Source organism: Gardnerella sp. DNF01141 (assembly GCF_049244255.1).
GTDB lineage: Bacteria > Actinomycetota > Actinomycetes > Actinomycetales > Bifidobacteriaceae > Bifidobacterium > Bifidobacterium vaginale_E.
The window spans coordinates 134,822-157,203 of record NZ_CP058391.1; the positions used below are offsets into that span (position 1 = coordinate 134,822).

14 protein-coding genes and 1 other RNA gene are annotated in these 22,382 nt (G+C 41.5%); 10 read left to right on the forward strand and 5 right to left on the reverse strand.

All coding sequences use genetic code 11. From position 1 onward, the window contains the following. The 3 genes from HXT35_RS00460 to HXT35_RS00470 are packed head-to-tail and all read left to right on the forward strand — an operon-like array spanning window position 1 to window position 3,407. Window positions 1-930, forward strand: a complete 930-nt coding sequence (locus tag HXT35_RS00460) for an NAD kinase (protein ID WP_004128130.1) — start codon at window positions 1-3, stop codon at window positions 928-930. Window positions 931-967: 37 nt separating this feature from the next. After that, window positions 968-2,752, forward strand: coding sequence for a DNA repair protein RecN (gene recN / locus HXT35_RS00465; RefSeq protein ID WP_004128134.1), 1,785 nt, complete (start codon window positions 968-970; stop codon window positions 2,750-2,752). Next, on the forward strand, window positions 2,736-3,407 hold the full coding sequence (locus HXT35_RS00470) for an HAD family hydrolase (protein ID WP_421788074.1): 672 nt from the start codon (window positions 2,736-2,738) through the stop codon (window positions 3,405-3,407). Before recN ends, HXT35_RS00470 begins: the two co-directional genes overlap by 17 nt. Here the strand turns inward: HXT35_RS00470 and rnpB are convergent. Further along, an RNA gene (gene rnpB / locus HXT35_RS00475) (RNase P RNA component class A) lies at window positions 3,404-3,777 on the reverse strand. The genes HXT35_RS00470 and rnpB overlap by 4 nt on opposite strands. A 211-nt stretch (window positions 3,778-3,988) precedes the next feature. On the opposite strand from rnpB, the gene hpf reads away from it, so the two are divergent. Together hpf and secA are read left to right on the forward strand one after the other, a co-directional pair. Beyond that, a complete protein-coding gene (hpf, locus tag HXT35_RS00480; protein ID WP_004128140.1) occupies window positions 3,989-4,660 on the forward strand; it encodes a ribosome hibernation-promoting factor, HPF/YfiA family in 672 nt (223 codons plus the stop codon). 216 nt (window positions 4,661-4,876) lie between these two features. After that, a complete protein-coding gene (gene secA / locus HXT35_RS00485) occupies window positions 4,877-7,663 on the forward strand; it encodes a preprotein translocase subunit SecA (RefSeq protein WP_421788076.1) in 2,787 nt (928 codons plus the stop codon). A gap of 173 nt (window positions 7,664-7,836) precedes the next feature. Here the strand turns inward: secA and HXT35_RS00490 are convergent, their stop codons facing one another. Then, the gene (locus HXT35_RS00490; protein WP_421777683.1) at window positions 7,837-8,388 is read right to left on the reverse strand and encodes a hypothetical protein; all 552 of its coding nucleotides are present in this window, start codon (window positions 8,386-8,388) and stop codon (window positions 7,837-7,839) included. Window positions 8,389-8,467: 79 nt separating this feature from the next. Here HXT35_RS00490 and HXT35_RS00495 point away from each other — a divergent pair, with 79 nt between their 5' ends. Further along, window positions 8,468-9,178, forward strand: coding sequence for a lysophospholipid acyltransferase family protein (locus HXT35_RS00495; protein ID WP_004136107.1), 711 nt, complete (start codon window positions 8,468-8,470; stop codon window positions 9,176-9,178). Window positions 9,179-9,263: 85 nt separating this feature from the next. Here the strand turns inward: HXT35_RS00495 and HXT35_RS00500 are convergent, their stop codons facing one another. After that, the gene (locus HXT35_RS00500) at window positions 9,264-11,477 is read right to left on the reverse strand and encodes a protein kinase domain-containing protein (protein WP_421777684.1); all 2,214 of its coding nucleotides are present in this window, start codon (window positions 11,475-11,477) and stop codon (window positions 9,264-9,266) included. 107 nt (window positions 11,478-11,584) lie between these two features. Further along, the gene (locus HXT35_RS00505) at window positions 11,585-12,691 is read right to left on the reverse strand and encodes a polyprenyl synthetase family protein (RefSeq protein WP_421788078.1); all 1,107 of its coding nucleotides are present in this window, start codon (window positions 12,689-12,691) and stop codon (window positions 11,585-11,587) included. Window positions 12,692-12,918: 227 nt separating this feature from the next. On the opposite strand from HXT35_RS00505, the gene HXT35_RS00510 reads away from it, so the two are divergent. From HXT35_RS00510 to HXT35_RS00525, 4 genes are all read left to right on the forward strand, one after another. After that, the gene (locus HXT35_RS00510; RefSeq protein ID WP_421777686.1) at window positions 12,919-13,809 is read left to right on the forward strand and encodes a hypothetical protein; all 891 of its coding nucleotides are present in this window, start codon (window positions 12,919-12,921) and stop codon (window positions 13,807-13,809) included. A 105-nt stretch (window positions 13,810-13,914) separates the two neighbouring features. Beyond that, entirely contained in the window at window positions 13,915-15,420 is a 1,506-nt protein-coding gene (locus HXT35_RS00515) for an RNA polymerase sigma factor (RefSeq protein WP_421777687.1), read from the forward strand. A gap of 93 nt (window positions 15,421-15,513) precedes the next feature. Further along, complete coding sequence (locus HXT35_RS00520; RefSeq protein ID WP_421788080.1) at window positions 15,514-17,913, forward strand: DNA gyrase subunit B; 2,400 nt, start codon at window positions 15,514-15,516, stop codon at window positions 17,911-17,913. Window positions 17,914-17,964: 51 nt separating this feature from the next. Next, on the forward strand, window positions 17,965-19,161 hold the full coding sequence (locus HXT35_RS00525) for an MFS transporter (RefSeq protein WP_421777689.1): 1,197 nt from the start codon (window positions 17,965-17,967) through the stop codon (window positions 19,159-19,161). 358 nt (window positions 19,162-19,519) lie between these two features. Here HXT35_RS00525 and HXT35_RS00530 read toward each other — a convergent pair whose 3' ends face one another. Next, complete coding sequence (locus HXT35_RS00530) at window positions 19,520-22,183, reverse strand: DNA gyrase/topoisomerase IV subunit A (RefSeq protein WP_421777690.1); 2,664 nt, start codon at window positions 22,181-22,183, stop codon at window positions 19,520-19,522. Window positions 22,184-22,382 lie beyond the last annotated feature (199 nt).

Genomic DNA, 22,382 nt, shown 5'->3' on the forward strand with positions numbered 1-22,382 from the left:
ATGCAGCAACATTTCGATGAAAATACTGCTTCTGCGCCTCGACGCGCTCTTGTAGTAACTCATGCGAGACTTGATAGCCACAGTGCTGTAGTAAATCAAGTTACTTCACAGCTTACTCAAGCGGGTTTTCTAGTTGATGTTTTTCACAGTGCTGCCGTTTCTGACTTTTCTAAAACGCCTACTAATTTAGTTGATGAGCATACTGAAATTGTTGTGGTGCTTGGGGGAGATGGCACCATGCTTCAGGCTGCAGAGTTAGTGCATTGCACTACCGTGCCAATTATTGGAATAAATCTTGGTCACGTTGGTTTTTTGGCAGAATTCGAAAGCTTCCAAATTGATGAAGCAATTAGAAGAATCGCAAATAAGGATTATTCAATCGATCGACGTATGGAAGCCCATGTTGACGTATGGCTTCCAGGCGAAAGTGAGCCTTTAAGAGACTGGGCTTTGAATGATATTACGCTTGATCGTGCAGATCGTGGGCGAATGGTAGAGCTTTCAATACGAGTAGATGATGTTGAAATGTCATCTTTTGGCTGTGATGGTGTAATAGTTTCAACTCCTACTGGTTCAACAGCTTATGCGTTTTCTGCAGGTGGCTCAATTATGTGGCCAAATGTTGAAGCTCTGCAATTAGTTCCTTTAGCTGCTCACGCGCTTTTTGCTCGTCCGCTTATTATTGGCTCAGGATCTACTTTTACGATTGATATTCTTGAAGAATCTTCTTCGGGTGGCTGGATTTGTTGCGATGGCAGGCGTCAGCGCGCTCTTCCTCAAGGATCAAGGATTCAAGTTCGACAGTCTAAAGATGAGCTTTTGCTGGCTAGACTTTCTGGAGCGCCTTTTACTAAGCGTTTGGTTACAAAATTTGATTTACCAGTAGTTGGTTGGCGAGAACATAACAGTAATCAGTCAAACCGTAAATAATCCTACTTAACTAATAGCAGTAAAAACGAGGTATAGTGTGCTTGAAGAATTAGAAATACGCAATCTTGGGCCAATTTCACACGCGCTTATTACTCCTTCTTTACGAATGACTGCGATTACAGGTGAAACTGGCGCTGGAAAATCAATGCTTTTAAGTGCCATAAAACTTATCTCTGGTTCGAAATCAGATTCTGCTAGAATTTCGCCAAATGCTAAAGAAACGTGGGTGCAAGGCGTATTTAGCATCCCAAAATCAAGCGAAGTGGAAGAAACTGTTAATCAAGCTGGCATTGAGCTTGAAACTTCAGAAATTGATGAAACAAAGTCAGATATGTATGTTGCAAGAACTGTTCCTAAACAGGGCCGCTCAAGAGCAACAATATCTGGATTCGCTGTTCCAAAAACTTTGCTTGAAGACGTATGCTCACAAATGGTCACAATTCACGGTCAAAGTGATCAATTACGCATAGCAACTAGCGCAAAACAGCGTGAAATATTAGATTTAGTGGCAAAGAATAGTGAATTAGCTAATAAATATTTTCAAGCTTATCAAGCTTTAAAAGATGCTCAAGAAGCGTGTAATCGTCTTGAAAACCAAGAATCTTCCGCTCGTCAGAGAGCTGACTATTTGAGAGAGTCTTTAGCCCAAATAAAACAAGTAGATCCAAAACATAATGAAGATGAAGAATTGCGTGCAAAGCGCGAGCGCATTGAAAATTCTGCGCAAATTATTAACGCTGTGAGCACAGCTTTATCATCGCTTGACGTTAGTCAAATCGACTATAGTGCTTCATCGTCATCTTTAGACGCAAGAACGCTTATTGATCAGGCTGCTCAAGCATTGCAAAATATTAGAGTTGATAATTCATTTAGTAAACTCGCTCAACAACTTGATGATATTCATGCGCAACTGGACGATATTGTAATGCAGCTTGCTCAGCAGATTGATTTTGATGCGAGTGAGGAAGATTTAGATTCTTTAAATGCAAGAATACATGATCTTAGTGAGCTTACGCGCAGATGGGGGCCAACTTTAGATGATGTTCTTAATTGGGCGCAAAAAGCTCAGTTTGAACTTGAAGATTTAGATGATTCTCCAGAAGCTATTGAGCGCGCTAGGGCCGCTTGTAATAAGCGTTACGATGAAGCTTTTGATTTAGCCAAGAAATTATCTGCCACTCGTGTGAAAGCAGCTAAAAAGCTTAGTGATGATGTTAGTAATGAGCTATCTTCTTTAGCAATGGATGGCGCTCAATTAAATGTTCGAGTAAATTCTAGAAGTGAGAATCAAGATGGTTTAGTTTATCTCGATTCAAACGGCATTGACGATATTGAGTTTCTTTTTAGACCATTTCCAGCTTCGCCAGATTTACCAATGGGCAAAAGTGCTTCTGGCGGTGAGCTAAGTAGGCTGATGCTTGCAATGGAACTTGTTGTTGCAAGAATGCGTGAGCATGATGATAAAAACATGACTTTTATTTTTGACGAAGTTGATGCAGGAGTTGGTGGCGCTGCTGCAGTTGAACTAGGAAAGCGTTTGGCTAAACTTGCTAAACATTCGCAAGTGATTGTTGTTACGCATTTGCCTCAAGTGGCCTCTTTTGCTGATGCTCAATATGCTGTGCAAAAAAATATTTCACCTGTTAATAATGGTGATTTTGAAAGTCAAGAAGCGGATACTACTGTTAATCTACTCGAAGGTAAATCTCGTGAGATGGAAATCGCTCGTATGCTTGCTGGAAGTAACTCTAAAACTTCGCTTGAACATGCGCATGAATTGTTGGAAACGAGTAGAAAGATAATTGATGACGCTGCAGAATAATAATTCGTTTTTTAAGGCTGCGATTTTTGATTTTGACGGAACTCTTATTGATTCTCTTGGAGTTTGGGATGATATTGATAAAAAGAGTTTTGCAAAACGCGGCTTAAATGTTCCGGATATTTTTGCAAATACTACAGCAGCTATGAATCCTCGCCAAATTGCAGATTATGTTATTGAACATTACGGTTTTAGTGAATCTCCTGAAGAACTAATGAAGGAGTGGTCGGATATGGCGTTTGACGCTTATGCTAATCATCTTCCTCTTAGAAAGGGAGCTTACGACTACGTTAAATACTTGCGTTCTAAAAAAGTAAAGATGTTTCTTATTACAACTCTTTCCAAAACTTTATGCCAGCCTGCGTTAAGAAGACTTAATATTTTAGATTGTTTTGATTTTTTGCAATTTGGGGAAGATTTATCTAAAGAAGGAAAAAACAGTTATAAAACTTATGTTGATATAGCAGAAACTCTTAAGGTCGCTACAAAAGATTGTGCAGTTTTTGAAGATTCTGCAACTGCGCTAAATTCTGCTCAACAAGCTGGAATGAAAACATACGGTATTGTATATGAATCGTGCTCAAAAAATGATTTAGACTTGCCATTTAGGAAATGTTTAGAAGTATTTTCCAACTTCGATGATGCTCCAAAAAGTTGATGAGGTTTCACATACCCCGGGTTTTGTCGCGTACACAAGTGCACACGGATGGCCATCCATCTCGATTTGACGTTACCGCCAAACTCTAGCAGTCTACCCGAAGACTCAGGCGAGCAGCCTTTAAGCGTCTTCTGCTTGACCTTGCTCCCAATGAGGCTTGCCATGCGACTAACTGTTACCAGAAGTCCGGTGGTCTCTTACACCGCCGTTTCACCCTTACCCAAACGAAACGTTCGGGCGGTCTATTCTCTGTTGCGCTATCTCTCAGGTCGCCCTGGGCGGACGTTATCCGCCATTGTGCTCTGTGGAGCCCGGAAGTTCCTCAGTCACTCCGAATGAACATTGTGACCGCGGCCATCGTGAAACCTCAACCTTCCCAAGTATAGCAGATATTGTTCATATCGTAAAAAATTAGTTGTTTTGCGTAAATTTTCGAAATAATTATGAAATTTTTTTGCTTAAATTTAATAACTTGCTAGTTTCTTATTGATTTAGCAGATATAATAGAAGCACCGACGGCATCGTGGCAGTCGGCTGATACAAATCGAACTTAGGTTCGAATCTATATGGGGAGGTTTCGCATGGAAATCGTCATTACTGGTCGTCATACGCAGATTAATCAAAGGTTCCGTGACGTTGTAGAAAGTAAGATGAATCGCGTAACCGCTATTGCTCCTGATGCGCAGCGCGTTCAAATTGTGTTGACTCATGAAGGTAATCCAAGGCAGGCAGATACTGCAAAGCGAGTTGAAATTACTGTTGTTGCAGGTAGCACCGTGATTCGCGCAGAAGCTTCTAGCACTGATCAGTACAGTGCTCTTGACATGGCTCTAGATAAGTTGACGCTACGTTTGCGCCGCACGCGTGATCGCCGCAAGGATCATCGCCGCGGATACACGGAAATGGTTCCTGTTGATATGGGCGCTGTTGAGCCAGAAATTGACATGAAAATTGAGGAGCCTAGTGAGGATGTTGCCAATAGTGCGGATGCAGCTGTTGCTTCTGATTTAGGCCCTGGTGAGTCTGTGGAAGTTAGCGTTGGTGACACGCCTATTGTTATTCGACGCAAGCTTCATATTGCAGAGCCTATGAGCATTGATGAAGCTTTGTACGAGATGGAATTAATTGGTCACGATTTCTTCCTGTTTGTTAATAAAGAAACAATGCGACCATCTGTTGTGTATCGTAGGCATGGATGGAGCTATGGTGTGTTTGAGATTGATACGCCTGAAAATGTTGCTAAGAAAAAGTAATAATAAAATAATTACGAAAAGTAATAAAGTATTTAGGAGTTTGTAAAAATTAAGTTAGATTAACAAAATGCCCGTCGGCTAGATGGCTAGGCGGGCATTTTATTTGTTACACCGACTCGCGTGCTTATAAAAATCGCTGCCGTCGCGTAATATAGGCACAGTTTACGTCTATGTTGGCTAGGCCGTCTTCATAGACATGACCTAAGGGAGCAAAACGTGGTAGATATCGTCGATAAAGCCTTGCGTATGGGTGAAGGCCGTCAGTTAAAGCGCCTTGAGAACGTTGCCAAGGCTGTGAATGCGTTGGAAGATGAAATTTCTGCGCTTTCCGATGAAGAATTGAAGGGTCAAACTGCTAAATTTAAGCAGCGCTTAGATAATGGTGCAAAACTGGATGATTTGATGCCTGAAGCCTTCGCTACTGTTAGAGAGGTTTCAAAGCGTACGCTTGGCCAGCGTCACTTCGATGTTCAGCTTATGGGCGGTGCGGCATTGCATTGGGGCAATATCGCAGAAATGAAAACCGGTGAAGGTAAAACACTGGTTGCAACTTTGCCGAGCTATTTGAATGCTTTGGAAGGCAAGGGTGTTCACGTTGTTACAGTTAACGACTACCTTGCAAGCTACCAGAGTGAGCTTATGGGTCGTATTTACCGATTCCTCGGCATGAGTGTTGGCTGCATTATTACAGATCAGCAGCCACCTGAGCGTCGTAAGCAATATAACGCTGATATTACTTACGGTACTAACAACGAGTTTGGTTTCGATTACTTGCGCGATAACATGGCTTGGGAAAAGAGCGAGCTTGTGCAGCGCGGCCATCACTATGCTATTGTCGATGAGGTTGATTCTATTCTTATTGATGAAGCTCGTACACCTTTGATTATTTCTGGTCCTGCTGAAGGCGATGTAACTCACTGGTACCGCGAGTTTGCAAAGCTTGTTTTGAAGCTTAATCGCGATGTTGATTACGAGATTGACGAAAAGAAGAAAACTGCAGGTATTCTAGATTCTGGTATTGCTAAGATTGAGGATTACTTGGGTATTGATAACCTTTACGAGCCAGCTAATACTGCTCTTATTGGTTATTTGAACAATGCTCTTAAGGCTAAGGAATTATTCCTTCTCGACCGCGATTATGTGGTTACTAATGGTGAGGTTTTGATTGTCGACGAGCATACTGGTCGTGTTCTTCCAGGACGTCGTTACAGTGAAGGCTTGCATCAAGCTATTGAAGCTAAGGAAAACGTGGAAGTTAAGGCAGAAAATCAGACTTTTGCTACTATTACTTTGCAAAATTACTTCCGCATGTATGACAAGCTTGCCGGTATGACTGGTACTGCAGAAACTGAAGCTGCAGAATTTATGGGAACATACAAGCTTGGTGTTCTTCCAATTCCTTCTAATCGTCCAGTTATTCGTATGGATAAGGATGATTTAATCTTCCGCACTAAGAAAGAAAAGCTTACTGCTATTGTGCGCGACGTTGCTGAACGCCATGCAAAGGGTCAGCCAGTATTACTCGGTACTGCTTCTGTTGAATCTTCAGAAATTCTTTCTTCGCTTCTTGATGTTGCTCGCATTCCTCACCAGGTTTTGAATGCTAAGCAGAATGCTAAGGAAGCTGCTGTTGTTGCTGTTGCAGGCCGTAAGGGTGCTGTAACTGTTGCTACTAACATGGCAGGACGTGGTACTGATATTATGCTCGGCGGCAATGTTGAGTTCCTTGCAGACGCTAAGTTGAAGTCTGAAGGATATTCTCCAGACGATACTCCTGAAGAGTATGAGAAGCGTTGGCCGGGCGTTTTAGCCGAGGTTAAAGAGCAGGTTAAGGACGAGCACGAAGAAGTTAAGAAGCTTGGTGGCTTGTATGTGCTTGGTACTGAGCGTCACGAATCTCGTCGTATTGATAACCAGCTTCGAGGTCGTTCTGGTCGTCAGGGTGATCCTGGTGAGTCCCGCTTCTACTTAAGCTTGGAAGATGATTTGATGCGCCTGTTCAACACTCAGCTTGTTGCTCGTGTTATGGCTAAGGGCTTGCCAGAAGGCGAACCAATCGAATCTAAGTATGTTTCTAACGGTGTGCGCACGGCGCAGAAGACTGTTGAAGCTCGTAACTTTGAAATGCGTAAGAACGTTTTGAAGTATGACGATGTTATGAATAAGCAGCGTACTGTTATCTATGCAGAACGTCAGATGGTTCTTAAGGGTGAAGATATTCATGAGGACATCTTGAAGTTTATTAGTGACACTGTGGAAAGCTATGTTCGTGGCGCAATGAACGGTTCTGATAAACCAAAGAACTGGGATTTGGACGGTTTGCAAAACGCTTTGCTATCAGTTATGCCTGTTATTCTCGATTGGGATCAGGTTCGTGAAACAATTTCTAAGCTTAAAGGTGAAAAAGCTGTTATTGCTTTGCGAGATTTGATTGTTGATAACGTAAACAATTTCTACGATATTTTTGAAAAGCGCATTGGATCTGACGCAATTCGTCAGATTGAGCGTCGTGTTGTGCTGGCTGTGCTTGATCGCAAGTGGCGTGAACATCTTTATGAGATGGACTACTTGAAGGATGGTATTGGTCTTCGTGGCATGGGTCAGCGCGATCCTCTTGTTGAGTATCAGCGTGAAGGCTATCAAATGTACAACTCCATGATTGAAGCAATCAAGGAAGAAAGTGTGCAACTTCTGTTCCATATTAATCTTGAGCAAGTTGCTTCTACAGAAGATACTTCTTCTGATTCCTCTATCGATGAGGATGTTGCTCAGGCAGAAGTCGAAGTTGATTCTCAAGATCAGACGTCTGGAATTGTTGGACCTGCACCTTTGAGCCATGCTGAAGGTGATGTTCCGTTAAGCATGCGACCAAAGAATGAAGAGTGGAAGACCCCTTGGTCTGATGGTCGTACATTCCCAGGAACTAACAAGAATGATGAATGCCCATGCGGTTCTGGACGTAAGTACAAGCTTTGCCATGGACAGAATGAAGCTGAAAACTAAGCAAAACTTAAGTGAAAATTTAAGCTTAGAAAAATAAAATAAAAATAAATAAGCTAAAAGTAAAGTAGAAGGCTACATACGTTTTGTATTGGCCTTCTACTTTTTTATTCAAAATACTTTTATGCAATCTATAAAGCGTTTATTTGCAGACATGTTTTTTTTTTATGCTTTTGTTAGACTCTAGCTCCATGCCCATAATCTCTATAATCTTCTTTATAAGGATCTGGTTTTTTACGGCTTAAAAAGATCCCTAATCCGCCTAAAAGCATGAATATTGCGCTTATAATTCCAACAATAGTTGCGAGCGATGGAATAAAAGCACTCAAAATAATACCAGCAATACCAACAGCAAAAACAGTCCATAAAACAAATGTAACTGGAGAAATATCTTCCAACTTTGGATTAGGAGGCACAAAATCATCGCCATACTCGTCCATAGTCGTATCTACGTCAAGCCAACTTGAGCGAGTATTGTCGCGTGGGCCGCTACTATTTTTTGCAATCAAATAAAAATTATGTGCATTCTCTTTCTTCTTAGCATGCTTTTCAAAACTTTTTGCGTCGCGAGAATTAGAAATATCTTTTAAATCATCCGAATGGTCCGCAATAAAATTCAGCCAATCATCTTCAAAATTTTTACTATTCTTTGCATCGTCATTATTTGATGATTGTGACATTCCTTTTCCGTAACGGTGAGGGTCGTTGGTATCCTTAGAAGAAGTCATGAATTATACTCTAGCAAGTGTGCCTGATTCTTGGTGCGCAAATTAGCGGGTGTCTGCTTGCTTGCAGAAAGGATATGCTATGTTGTACTGGTTCTTCGTGAAGGGTCTTGGGGGTATTGCCCGCATGAGGATTCATCCATCAGCAAAAGGCGTTCAAAATGTTCCTAAAAAAGGTGGAGCAATTATTGCAGCAAATCATCTTGCTGTTATTGACGATGCTCTACTTCCTTTAACTTGCCCGCGTATGATTCACTTTATGGGTAAAGCTGAATATTTTGAAGGTAAAGGATTAAAGGGACGTTTTAAGAAGTGGTGGTTTACTTCCGTTGGTGTGTTCCCAGTTGATCGTTCTGGTGGTTCAAAATCTCTCGGTGCTCTAAATCATGCTCGTGAAATTATAGAAAAAGGTCAGCTTTTTGGCATTCACATTGAGGGCACAAGAAGCCCAGACGGAAAACTGTATCGAGGTCATACTGGTGCTGCTCGTCTTGCTCTTGAAACTGGATGTCCAATCATTCCTGTGGCAATTATTGGCACAAGAGATTTGCAGGTTCAAGGTCAGATAATTCCCGCAAAAGGCAAAACGCAGGCAATCTATGGTGAGCCTATTCAAGTAGAGCGTGTAAAAGACGAAAGTGAGATTACTCACGAGCGTCTTCGTGAAATTACTGATCAAATAACGAAAGCAATTCAACAGATGAGCGGTCAAGAGTACGTTGACGAATATGCTCAAACTGTAAAAGAACGAATGCGTCAAGCTGCAAAAGATAATCAAGCTAATAAGCAATAACGTGCACTAATACAAGTTAGTAACAGTTGGAAAGCTGTAAGCCAAGAACCAGTGAATATAGCAGATACAGTAAGTTAACTGTATCTTAGATTACTGTAAGAGTAATAACAGAAGGATTTCCGTGTGAATCCTTCAAAGGAACTTCGCTACCAGCTCCAGGAGATTGGAACCTAACTACATGCATATAATCTCCAAGAGGAGCCGATATTTTAACCTGTAGACCAAGGCTTTCAATAATCCTACGAGCTTCTGCAGTGTTTTTGCCGCAAACATTTGGTAAGGTAACAGATTTAGGTCCTTTTGAAACAACAACTTTTACGCTGTCTCCCCAGTGCATTTGAGTGCCAGCGTCAACCGAAGCGCTAATAATCCTACCTTTTGCAACAGTATCGCTATTTTCCTCTTCGTACTTTACGTCTAATTTAGCACCGCTAAGAGCAACGTCAGCATCATCCTTAGTGTGATTAACAATATCCGGCATTTGAACAGGCATAGGTCCTTTAGAAAGAAGCAAACTAACTTCCTCATTGTGATTCATGCGCGTGCCCGGTTTAGGAGTAATGTCAACAACGCTTCCTTCTGGGACTTCAAGAGAGTAAACGTCGAGTGAAGTTCGATGAATAATATGAGTAAATCCAGCTTTACGAAGTGCTTGCAATGGTTTCTTACCATTACGAGTTTTTGGATTAGTAATATCAGACGGAATTGTAGCTTTTTTAATACCGCGCGAAAGTATAATACGAAGCTTACTATTCGAGTGCTTACTAATGTGACTTCCAACAACATCAGGCACAGTGGCAAGAACTTTCCCTGAATCAACATCGTCACTGTAGTCTTTGGAAACAGTGTAAGGAATTCCAGCAACCTTCAAAGTATGCTCATATTCTTGCCAACTAATATCTTTAACTTTGCAAGCTGCTTGATTTGCGCATCGAAGATCATCCGGTTTAGGAAGCGTCCAGTAGCTGCCAGGGCCTAGGAAGTACCAGAAGCTTCCAATAGCACCAAGAACTAGCACTGCAATAACACTTCCTCCTGCAATAGCAATTACTCGCTTTTTAGAAGAGGAATCTTTTTTAGAGTCTGAATTAAAACTTGCAGGCTGCAATGTTGGAATTAGTGGATTTATAGAAGTCTTATTGCGATTAAGCTCGTGTGAATCAATTGCAATAGTTGGCATATTGCTGTCATCAAATTCTTCAAGCGGATTGCTTTGAGAATCAGAGTCAGTATTTTCTTCAGACTTTACAGAGGCGGTGCTTATTGCTTGAGTAGCATCCAAATCGCTTGTAGAATCATCTGAATCTTGAGAATACTTATAATCTTTAGTGTTATTATCGCTATCAGACTTATCAATATTGGCAAGGCGCAGATTATCTAGCGGAGATAATGAGTCGGAATCCTGCTCTTCCTTAACAGCATCAATTTTATATTTCCAGTCTTCAGCGCTTAATTGTTTTGAAAGATTTCGCAATTGCATTAACGCTTCGCTAGCATTATCCGGTCGATCGTTCATATCGCGCGCTGTAAGCTTAGATATAAATTGCGCAACTTTTTCGTTAATATCTGGGCACATGGTGCTTATTGAAGGCGTGTTTTCATGAACATGCTTAAAAACTAGTGTTACAGGATTGTCTGCTGTAAAAGGAACTCGTCCTGCAAGCATTTCCCATGCCATCATTCCAGCAGAATATAAATCACCTTGAGGTGTTGCAAGATTATGCTCAATAAGCTCTGGAGCAAGATAAGCTGCCGTTCCAAGCAATAATCCGGTAGAAGAAAGAGTTGCTTGAGATATTGCGCGAGCTAAGCCAAAGTCAGTAATCTGCACGTGACCGCGATCATTAATCAAAATATTTTCAGGCTTAATATCCCTGTGAACGACTCCAGCTTGGTGGGCGGAAGCAAGACCGTCTAAAGTTTCAGCCAACAAGCGTAAGGTGTCGCGAACACTAAAAGTGCCTTGCATGTTCATTTCGTAGCGCAAATTAACGCCGTGAACATACTCCATAACAAGATAATCAAGACCGTCATATTCGCCAGTGTCATAAACTTGAACAATATGTGGGTTTGCTATAGCTGCTGCAGAAGTTGCTTCTCTGCGGAATCTAGCAATAAACTGCTGACGATGTACTCCTTGAGCAAGCTGAGTGTGCATTATTTTAATTGCGACAGGCCTATCGAGACGCTCATCCTGCGCCTGGTACACCGTAGCCATACCACCTTGAGCAATTTTACGCACAATACGATAGCGATTTTCAATGCACATTCCAGGCTGAACCTGAGTAGCTTCATCCATTGTCACAATCCTTATACGCGTAAACCTTGCTTACTATTTACAAGCCTACGTATGATTTTACAAGTAACGTAGTAAGTATGGTTGCTTTCGATAGTTACACTCAAATATTATTGTACATTACGCCATGCTTCAGGTATAAAGCGTTTGCTTATATTGCGAAGTATTGCTTTACCGCTGCTGCTTAGAGGACTTTCATCAATTGAATTATTTGACTTCTGCCAAAGATCCATAATACGTTGTTTTGAACGTTCAATAGCTCCCGAAGTATGGTAGATTTGTATTATTTTTTCAACGTCACTTTCACTGCGTTCTTCGCTTGTATAAGCTTTCGTTAGTATTTCTTTTTCTTGATCACTGCCGTATTGCAACGCGTCTGCAAGTAGCACAGCACGTTTTCCTTCGCGAATATCTCCACCAATAGGTTTTCCTGTAAGCTTGCTATCTGAAACAATGTCAAGCAAATCGTCAGCAAGCTGGAAAGCAATCCCAAGAGGGTCTCCAATAGAATTAGCAAGATTATAAGCATCGTTTGGATTCATTGATGCAGCAAGAAAACCAAGTGTTAAAGGAGCAATAGTTGTATAACTTGCTGTTTTCCACCTAAACACATTAAGAGAAGATTGTGCAAGCTCAGATGGATTATCAAGTTGCATCATTTCAATAGACAAATCCAAAACTTGACCAATACCTACATTGCGTTGCATTGAAGCAAAAGCTTGAAGCAATTCTTCACTATAATTAAAATGCTTTGCTGAATTTCTAGTAATATCAAAGCTTTCTGTAGCAAGCAAATCACCAAGCATAAGGCCAAGCCCTGATCCTATGTGCTTGTTGTTGCACACAGAACTCAATGCACAATATGCACTTGGTTTTCCTCGTCTTAAAGCTGACTCGTCAATAATGTCGTCATGAATTAATGCTGCGGTTTGAAATACTTCTAAAGCACAAGCAATATCAAATAAAGCTTTATCTTGAAGCTTATTCGTGGCTTTTTCGCTAGAAGCAGCATTATAAGCACTTATAGTAAGTAGAGCTCTAAGACGCTTACCGCCTTCGCTAGAAACGATAGCTTGCTTTATTACCTGCTGTAACGTTGTTTTACAGGTTGAAGAAAGATTATTTTCGGCGCTTGTGCAAAATTGTTGCGAAATTAAATACGCAATTCGAGATTCAATAGCAGCAAGATTGCAAGTATCGTCCGTTAAAGTGCTCATATTATGAAAGTTATCCACAGGGCTAAACAATGTAAAACACAATAGTTTGTACGATTTAATGAGCTTCTAACCGTTGCAATCGTTTTTTATTGAATACTATTTCGCATATTGAGAAACTTACACATATCAAGAATTACGCTCGTAAAACTTGATTTAGTAATAAAAAATTATGAGCAAATACATAAATGTATATGTGCAATACACATTAATGAAGTGGAGTAATTGTTATGGCAGTAGCAAGTGTTGATTTAGAAGAGAAGATTTCGCATAGTTGCATTGATGATTTTGATACTCAAAGCATATTGGAAGTTTATGGTGAAAGCGCTAATCTTTGCGATGATTCAATAGATTTTATTGGATTGGATGATTTTAGTAGTTTTGCTGGCCAAGAGATTTCGGACATTAAAGGAAAAATATATCCTTCAAAAGAATGTAGCTTCTTTATGACATTCTCAAAAGAATATGCGTATTTTAATTGTGACGAAAATTCGCAATGGGTTAAAGGCATACAGCATTGGATTCCAACAGTTTCAAAATCTTTTATTCAAAACGCGAATATAAACGGTAAAGAAAGCGCTGTTAGAAATACTGCATGTGTTGCTTTCGTACGATGGTGCGACATGTTTCTACACGACAAGAAAATGTTCGGATATGATTTAGTAAATCTTGCTATTGGAATGTTCCACAATATTAACGTCCGCGACGCAATGCTTATATCTATTTTAGATGAAAATCAAGAATGGTATGACGACAATGCTCTAGCAGAATTCGCATGGTATCCGCACACGCCTATGGTGTCAGATAGATTGCGTCAATTTTTAGAAGCTAAGTTTATTCAAACAAGCAAAAAGCCGAATATAAAAAGAGCAATAACAGCATGCAGAGTGCTACAAGTTATGGCATTTGCTACACAAAGTATACCGGAGTTAACAGTGCAAATTTACGCGCTTTTAGCATATATTAGCTGGTGGTTTAGGCTAGGTAACGTTAAAAAATATACTGAGCGAGCATTGAGTATAGATAATGATTGCACAATGGCAAAAATTGTTGAAGGAGCTTATGAAAATAAGCTTGAACCAGCCTGGATATCAGAATGCGCCACGCCGCAAGAAAAATAAGGGGAATAATCGTCGTGCTTAAATGGTTTACTACTTAAGGTAAAACTTGCCCTTGCTTGAACTATGCCTATATGCGCTGCAAGGGGATACTACAGGAGGAACAGTTTGACGAGCGAAGTTGAATCATCAGCTGATCAGAGCGAAGAGCAAGATGGTAATAAGCCTGTAAAAGCACGTAAAACAAGTACTGCACGACAAAGTCACGCTCGCACTTCGTCTGCTGCTAGTAAAACGCGTAGTTCTCGTTCAAAAAAAGTAGTTGAAAATCAAACTGATACTGAGTTAGGTTTGAGCGAAGTTGAATCTGAAGTTGAAGCAGAAGTTCGCAACAATAGTGATAACAGTATCGATAATGCTCAAAATGATGCTATAGAAGATGGTGATTCATTAGCTATTGACGATTCATTAGACGATGCTCATCTTGACGATGAGGATCAAATGAATTTGGAAGATTTGGATGATATTCATCCGGAAGATATAGCTGATGTTGATGATCTTGGAGATGTTGATGTAGATGTTGAAAGTGATCTTGAAGATGATGTAGATGATCTTGAAGATGTTGAAGACAATGATCAGCATAAGCATGATGTTCCTCAAGTTCCACAGGCTAAGGGCGCATTTATTGTTCGAGATGACGATGATGACGATAATCTAACTCCTTCCGGAAATCCTAAGCGTCGAGTTATTGCTACAGGAGCTACTGCTGACCCTGTTAAGGATTATTTGAAGCAGATTGGCCGCGTGAGCTTGCTGAACGCTGAGCAGGAAGTTGATTTGTCTGAACGTATTGAGGCTGGCTTGTACGCTCAGCATTTACTCGATACCGAGATTGACAATATGGAATTTAAGCGCAAGCGCGAACTTAAGTGGGCTGCGGCAGACGGTAAGAAAGCTAAAGATCATCTTTTGGAAGCAAACTTGCGTCTTGTTGTTTCTCTTGCTAAGCGCTATACCGGTCGCGGAATGCTTTTCCTTGATTTGATTCAGGAAGGTAATCTTGGTTTAATCCGAGCTGTAGAAAAGTTCGATTGGAAGAAGGGCTTTAAGTTCTCCACTTACGCAACATGGTGGATTCGTCAAGCAATCACTCGCGCTATGGCAGATCAGGCTCGTACAATTCGAGTTCCAGTGCACATGGTGGAAGTTATTAATAAGCTTTCTAGAGTTCAGCGTCAAATGCTTCAAGACTTGGGTCGCGAGCCTACGCCAGATGAGCTTGCGCGCGAGCTTGATATGCCAGTTGAAAAGGTGCAGGAAGTACAAAAGTATGGGCGTGAGCCTATTTCTTTGCATACACCTTTGGGTGAAGATGGCGATTCTGAGTTCGGAGATTTGATTGAGGATACTGACGCAATAGCACCATCTGATGCTGTAGCATTCTCTCTTTTGCAAGAGCAGTTCAGGCAGGTTCTTGAAACATTAGCTCCTCGGGAGGCTGGTGTTATTAAAATGCGCTACGGTTTGGAAGATGGTCAGCCTAAGACTTTGGATGATATTGGTCGCGTTTATGGCGTTACTCGTGAGCGTATTCGCCAGATTGAGTCCAAGACAATGTCTAAGTTGCGTCATCCTTCTAGATCGCAAACTTTGCGTGACTTCTTAGATCAGTGATTTTGTAACGTTATATTGCAAAAGTGTCGTGTTTCTACTTTAGTTAAGATGCGACACTTATTGCTTAATAGTTAGCTTATATAAGGGGTAGAAGTGGTCTCTAAAGAGCAAGAGCAATATGATGCCGACAGTTTGACAGTGCTAGAAGGCTTGGATGCTGTAAGAAAGCGTCCAGGCATGTATATTGGCACTACAGACAGCCAAGGCTTAATGCATTGCCTTTGGGAGATTATTGATAATGCGGTTGACGAGGCTTTGGCGGGTGCTTGTGACCATATTATTGTTACTCTTCACGATGATGGCTCTATTGAAGTTGCAGATAACGGCCGCGGTATTCCGGTAGATGTTGAGCCTAAAACAAAGCTCACTGGTGTTGAAGTCGTTTTAACTAAGCTTCACGCTGGAGCAAAGTTTGGTAACGCGTCTTATAATGCTGCAGGCGGTTTGCACGGCGTTGGCTCTTCTGTTGTAAACGCTTTAAGTTTGCGTTTGGATGTTGAAGTTGATAGAGACGGTAAAACGCATCATATGGCGTTCCATCAAGGGCATCCTGGTGTTTATAGTGATGCGGATCCGGAGCATCCATCTCCAGCATCTCCGTTTAAGCGCACGCGCAAAAATAAGCCTACTGAGCTTGAAATTATTGGCACTGTTTCGCCAAAAACTACCGGAACTCGTGTACGCTATTGGGCGGATCCAGAAATCTTCAATTCTACTGCTCATTTTAGCTATGAGCAGCTTATTGCTCGCGTGCGTCAAACAAGTTTCCTAGTTCCTGGCTTAAAGATTACTGTTATTGACGAGCATGTTCCTGAAGGTGAATCTGCAAATATTGAAGAAATTGATTCTCCTGAAGATAATGTTGCAGAAAATAGTGTTGCAGAAAATGATGTTGTAGAAAATAATCTTCTTGAAAATCAGTCTGATAATAGCGATGACTCTGTGGCTGAATTTGAAGAATTAGAATCTGAAACAGCATTAGAAGATGAAAATAAGTCTGAAGATGAGACTGAAAATATAGCGACTGAAAATTCTGAATCTGAAGAATCAGCTGCACAATCTGTTGCAAATGCTGCGTCCGCTAACTCAATGCAAAATAAACATCATCCTCGAGTAGTTGAGTTTTTGCATAATGGTGGCGTTAAAGATTTCGTTGATTTTCTTTCAAAAGGTGAAGCAGTATCCGATATTTGGCGTATTTCTGGCGAAGATACGTATGTAGAAGAAACGCAAGCTGTTGATTCTGCTGGAGATTTACATGCTCAACAAGTGACGCGTAAATGCGGCGTTGATATTGCAATGCGTTGGGTAAACGGCTACGATTCAACGATTATTAGTTTTGTAAACGTTGTTGAAACTCCTGGCGGAGGCATGCATGTTGACGGTTTTATGCAAGGCTTAACTAAGCAAATTCGTAAAGCTGTTGAAGATAACGCGCGCAAGCTAAAAGTAAATCTTAAAGATTCGAATACAAAAATTGAGCGCGACGACATTATGGCAGGCTTAGTAGCAGTCGTAACTGTTCGAATAGCAGAACCTCAATTCCAAGGTCAAACTAAAGACGTGCTTGGAACTGCTCAAGTTAAGCCGATTGTTACAAAAATGACTGACGCTCAATTCGGCGAAATGATAACTGGATCTAAGCGAGGATTCAAAGAGCAGTCCGCTAGAGTTTTAGAAAAAATCGTTTCCGAAATGCATGCTCGTATTCAGGCGCGTAAAACTAAGGAAGTTACTCGCAGAAAGAATGCGCTTGAGTCAGCTTCTATGCCGCCAAAACTTTCTGATTGCCAGCCTGGAAACGACGATGTTGCAGAACTTTTCATAGTCGAGGGCGATTCTGCACTCGGAACTGCAAAAGCTGCAAGAAACTCTGCTTTCCAAGCGCTTTTGCCAATTCGAGGCAAGATTTTGAACGTTCAAAAAGCAAGCCTTGCGCAAATGCTTTCTAACAAAGAGTGCGCTGCAATTATTCAGGTTGTTGGAGCAGGGTCGGGCGCAAGTTTTGATATTTCGCAAGCACGTTACAACAAGATTGTTATGATGACAGATGCTGACGTTGACGGCGCTCACATTCGTATTCTGCTACTAACGCTGTTCTATCGTTATATGCGTCCGCTTATTGAGCACGGACATGTTTATGCTGCAGTGCCGCCTCTTCACAGAATTGCGCTCGCTGGAAAGCGCAAGGGCGAGTATATTTACACGTATTCCGACGACGAGTTGGCTGGAAAGCTCGATGATTTGCAAGCTAAGGGCATTGATTTTAACAGCGATATTCAGCGTTACAAGGGCTTGGGTGAGATGGATGCGGATCAGCTTGCAGACACAACCATGGATCCTAGAACGCGCATGCTTCGAAGAATTCGTATGGAAGATGCTCAGCAGGCGAGTGAAGTATTCGACTTGCTGATGGGTGATGATGTTCCTCCGCGCAAGCAGTTTATTGTTGATAACGCTGACGACTTCGATCGTTCCAAAATAGATACCTGATTTTCTTTGTTTGCGCTGCAAATACGAATTGGCTAATGTTTGGAAATTTTTATGATTAACGTTCTTCTTGCGGTTATTTATCTTGCGTTTATTAGCTTGGGTTTGCCGGATGCTCTTCTTGGAGCTGCGTGGCCTACGATGAGTCACGATGTTGGTGCGCAGATTTCTTGGGCTGGTGGAATATCAATGGTTATTTCTGCAGGAACAATTATTTCTGCACTATTGTCTAACAGGCTTACGCATAAGTTTGGCCCTGGTAAGGTTACGCTTATTTCAGTTGCTCTAACAGCTTTAGCGTTACTAGGTTTTTCTTTTGCGCCTAATTATCTTGTGCTTATTTTCCTAGCTATACCATACGGTTTAGGTGCAGGAGGAGTGGACGCGGCTCTTAATAATTATGTTGCTGTGCATTATGAAAGCTGGCATATGAGCTGGCTTCACTGCATGTGGGGAATTGGCGCTTCTCTAGGTCCTTATGTTATGGGTTTTGCGCTTTCTCACGGCCAACGTTGGCCTGCAGGGTATCAGTATATTGCTGCTATACAAATTGCCTTGACTTTCGTTCTATTTATAAGTTTGCCGCTGTGGAAAAATAGTAAAAGGAAAGAATCGCATAATCTTACTGATTTAAAGCAACAAACTGATTTAAAGCAACAATCTTCTGGAATGCTATCTTATAAGGAAGTTTTGCTTATTCCTGGAGCTAAAAACATTCTTATTATGTTCTTTTGCTATTGTGCTTTGGAGCAAACTGCAGGCTTGTGGGCTAGTAGTTACATGGTTTTGCATGGAGGAGTTAGCCGTGTTGTTGCAGCAGGTTGGGCAAGCTTGTTTTATGTTGGTATTACGATTGGTCGTTTTGTAAGTGGATTTCTTACTATGCGTTTTAACGATGCAACAATGATTCGTATTGGGCAGTGCGTTATGCTTATGGGCATTCTGCTATTGTTGCTGCCTTTGCCGGATCATATTGAGCTTATTGCAGGATTTATAATTATTGGTCTTGGTTGTGCTCCGGTTTACCCATGTATTATTCATTCCACGCCGCATTATTTTGGTGCAGATAAGTCTCAAGCTATTGTTGGCATGCAAATGGCAAGCGCATACATTGGGTCTATGCTCATGCCTGCTATTTTTGGACTAATTGGTCAAAACGTGTCTATGGATTTGCTTCCTGCTTATTTGCTTATTCTTCTTGCCGTAATGACTTTTATGCACGTGCGTTTGCTTCGAACTTGCGAAAGTTGAGTGTGAGAATGTTTGCATACAATTGCGTAATTGCGCAATTGTGAATATTTTTAGTATTGTTGAATAATTCAGTTTTGCTGAGTTTTTAACGGTGTTTTGCTAATTACTGTTACTTTCTCAGTTGGGTATCTGAGGGAGTAACGGTGTTTGATGCTGGAAGACTTCACTTACGTTGAAGGCTTCACTTGATGAAGATGTAAATAAAGAAATTGAACTGGATTAACCACAACCCCAATTCTTGCTTCCGCAATTGCTTCGCTTTTCGCAGGGATAGCCGGTCTTGCTGGATCATTTGCTGCAACTCGCAAGCGCAGAAACTAGTTTTAAAAAGTGTAAAACTAGAAGAGCAAAAACATTGCTACCCAATGTGCGCAATAGGGGAAACAAGTTCAGTTCCAGAACCGTCTCTTCGCATGTCTGGTTTAGGTAACTCTACGTTACTTCCACCTTCAGTAACAGCTTGCAAAGGATAGTATCCAACGTATGCGTGAATTAAAGTATCTTGACCTTTAAGGAATCGTTGCGAGCGCACGCCGCCAGTTCCGCGACCCTTTGTTGGGTACATGTCGAACGGCGTAAGTTTGGCAGCACCGTTTTCTGTTCCAGGAAGAGCATCGCTGTCTCCAGCAACGGTGAATACTACTGTGCCAGAAGCGCAGAATAGTCCATTTTCGCCTTCTTCATAATGCCATTCAATAGCTTGCTCTGGTACTACTGCAAAGCTTGCAACTTTAGCACCTTCAGCTAGGCGAATTCCAGCCATTCCGCCTGCTGTACGTCCTTGTGGACGAACCTGTTTTGCTTCGAAGGTAAGAAGTGACGAATCTGTGCTAATAAACACGAGCCTGTCGTTATCGTTAGCTGGGGCTGCTGCAATAACAGCATCATCATCTTTCAAATCAATTATGCTCCACGAGTCCATAGTTGTTGGAGCTTCGCAGTTCCAGCGTTTAACTACGCCGTTTCTAGTTCCAATCGCAAGCGGGGTAGGAGATTCGGAATTTTCTAATACTATTGCTGTAACTACGCGTTCTCCTCTTACAGGATCGGTGCTTTGTGTGGATGTTAACAATTCTTGTGCTTTTACGCCTTTGGTTAATTCAGAGGTTTTTCCTTCTTCATAGTTTAACTGCGGCAAATCAGCAACATGCGCTAATACTAGGCGTCCAGCGGAAGTAATAAGAGCGTAACTTGCTCGAGTTGTTGTTTCAAACATTGTTGAGCAAGGAGTGTTAAAAACGTTTTCGTTGTGTGACTTCCAGAGTTTGAATGTTGCTATGTCGGTTCGCGCAATGAAACCGGAAGCGCTTAATGCAACTGCACAAGGCTCGTCGCTTAATTGCAAAGCTGCGTAAGCTGCATCATTTTCTCCAGATTTGCGTGCAGCGTTAGCAGCAGCAGCCAAGTCTGCTTGTGTTGAAGTAATTTTATTAGCAGATTGTACGGCTTTAATAGCATCATCTTCGCTGTCTTTACTTACGCTTGAAGAAACTGGCGTAAAGCTTCCGTCTTCGTTTTCGTCTAGAAGAATTGTTCTTCGTGGAGTATCCCACTGTTTAACAGCAGAATCCATATCTGCTATTACTACTCGGTCAAGTTTTGCGTCAGAGCTTAAGATTTGATTAAGTTCGTCAATTTTTTTAAGTAAATCGTCGCGTTCCGCTTCAAGCTCAATTCGGCTCATTTTTGTAAGTCTGCGAAGGCGCAAATCAAGAATATATTGTGCTTGAATTTCGTCAAGATCAAAAACTTTGATTAACTTGGTTTTTGCGCTATCCGCATCTTCAGAAGAGCGAATAACTTGAATAACCTCATCAATATCAAGCAGGGCAAGTAGCAAGCCGTCAACTAAGTGTAGACGCTCTTGTGCTTTTGTACGCCTAAACTCACTGCGTCTTCTAACAACTGTTCTGCGGTGTGCAATCCAAACGTCTAAAAGCTCACGCAATCCCATTGTGTGTGGTCTTCCGTCAACTAATGCAACATTGTTAATGGTGAAGCTTTCTTGAAGAGGCGTGTGCTTAAAAAGTTGCGCAAGAACTGCGTTAGGGTCAAAGCCTGTTTTTATTTCAATAACAAGACGAGTGCCGTTGTGTCGGTCAGTTAAATCAATAGCACCCGAAATTCCATCGAGTTTACGAGCTTTAACACCTTGAGAAATACGCTCAAGAACACGTTCAGGACCAACCATAAACGGAAGTTCGGTAACAATAATCGCTTTTTTGCGAGCGGTAATATTTTCAATATGCGTTGTGGAACGCGTTGTAAACGCTCCGCGACCAGTTTCGTAAGCTTCACGAATACCGCTTCTGCCAATAATAATTCCTCCGCCCGGCCAGTCTGGTCCTGGAACGAGTTTCATAAGATCGTCCAATGTGGCTTCAGGATGTTTCATAACATATTTTGCTGCAGAAACTACTTCGCCTAAATTATGCGTTGCCATGTTTGTTGCCATGCCAACAGCAATGCCGGAAGCTCCGTTTACTAGAAGATTTGGAATAGCAGATGGAAGTACAGTAGGCTCTTTTAGTTTGTTGTCGTAGTTTGGCGCAAAATCAACAGTATCTTCGTTAATATCCGCGTTCATTCCAAGAGCTGCTGGAGCTAAACGTGCTTCCGTGTAGCGGGAAGCTGCAGGGCCGTCGTCGAGAGAACCAAAGTTACCGTGTCCGTCAACAAGAGGTAAACGTAGTGAGAACGGCTGTGCTAATCGAACCATTGCCTCATAAATAGCAGAATCGCCGTGAGGATGCAGCTTACCCATTACTTCACCAACAACGCGAGCAGACTTCATGTAAGCGTGATCAGGGCTTAAATTCATGTTGCCCATTTGGTAAATGATGCGTCGTTGGACAGGCTTCATGCCGTCTCTTGCATCTGGAAGAGCACGCGCGTAAATAACAGAATAAGCGTATTCAAGGAATGATTTGCTCATTTCTTCATTCAATGGTGTTTCAACAATATGCTCTTTGACTTTTCTTGGGTCGAAAGCTTGTTGTGTTGAGTGACGGCGTGAAGGCATATTTAGAACTCCTTGAATGACATTACGGCTCTCAATGTTACCAATTTCTATGCACAAACTGTAAGTATTTTCTTAATATTGTTAATAAAAGTAGGTTTATTTGCTGAAGATTTGTTACTAATTTAGTATTTTTTATTTTACTAGAATGATTTTGCTCTATCAGTATTAGCTCTTAGTAGTGGCTATCAGTAGTAGCTTG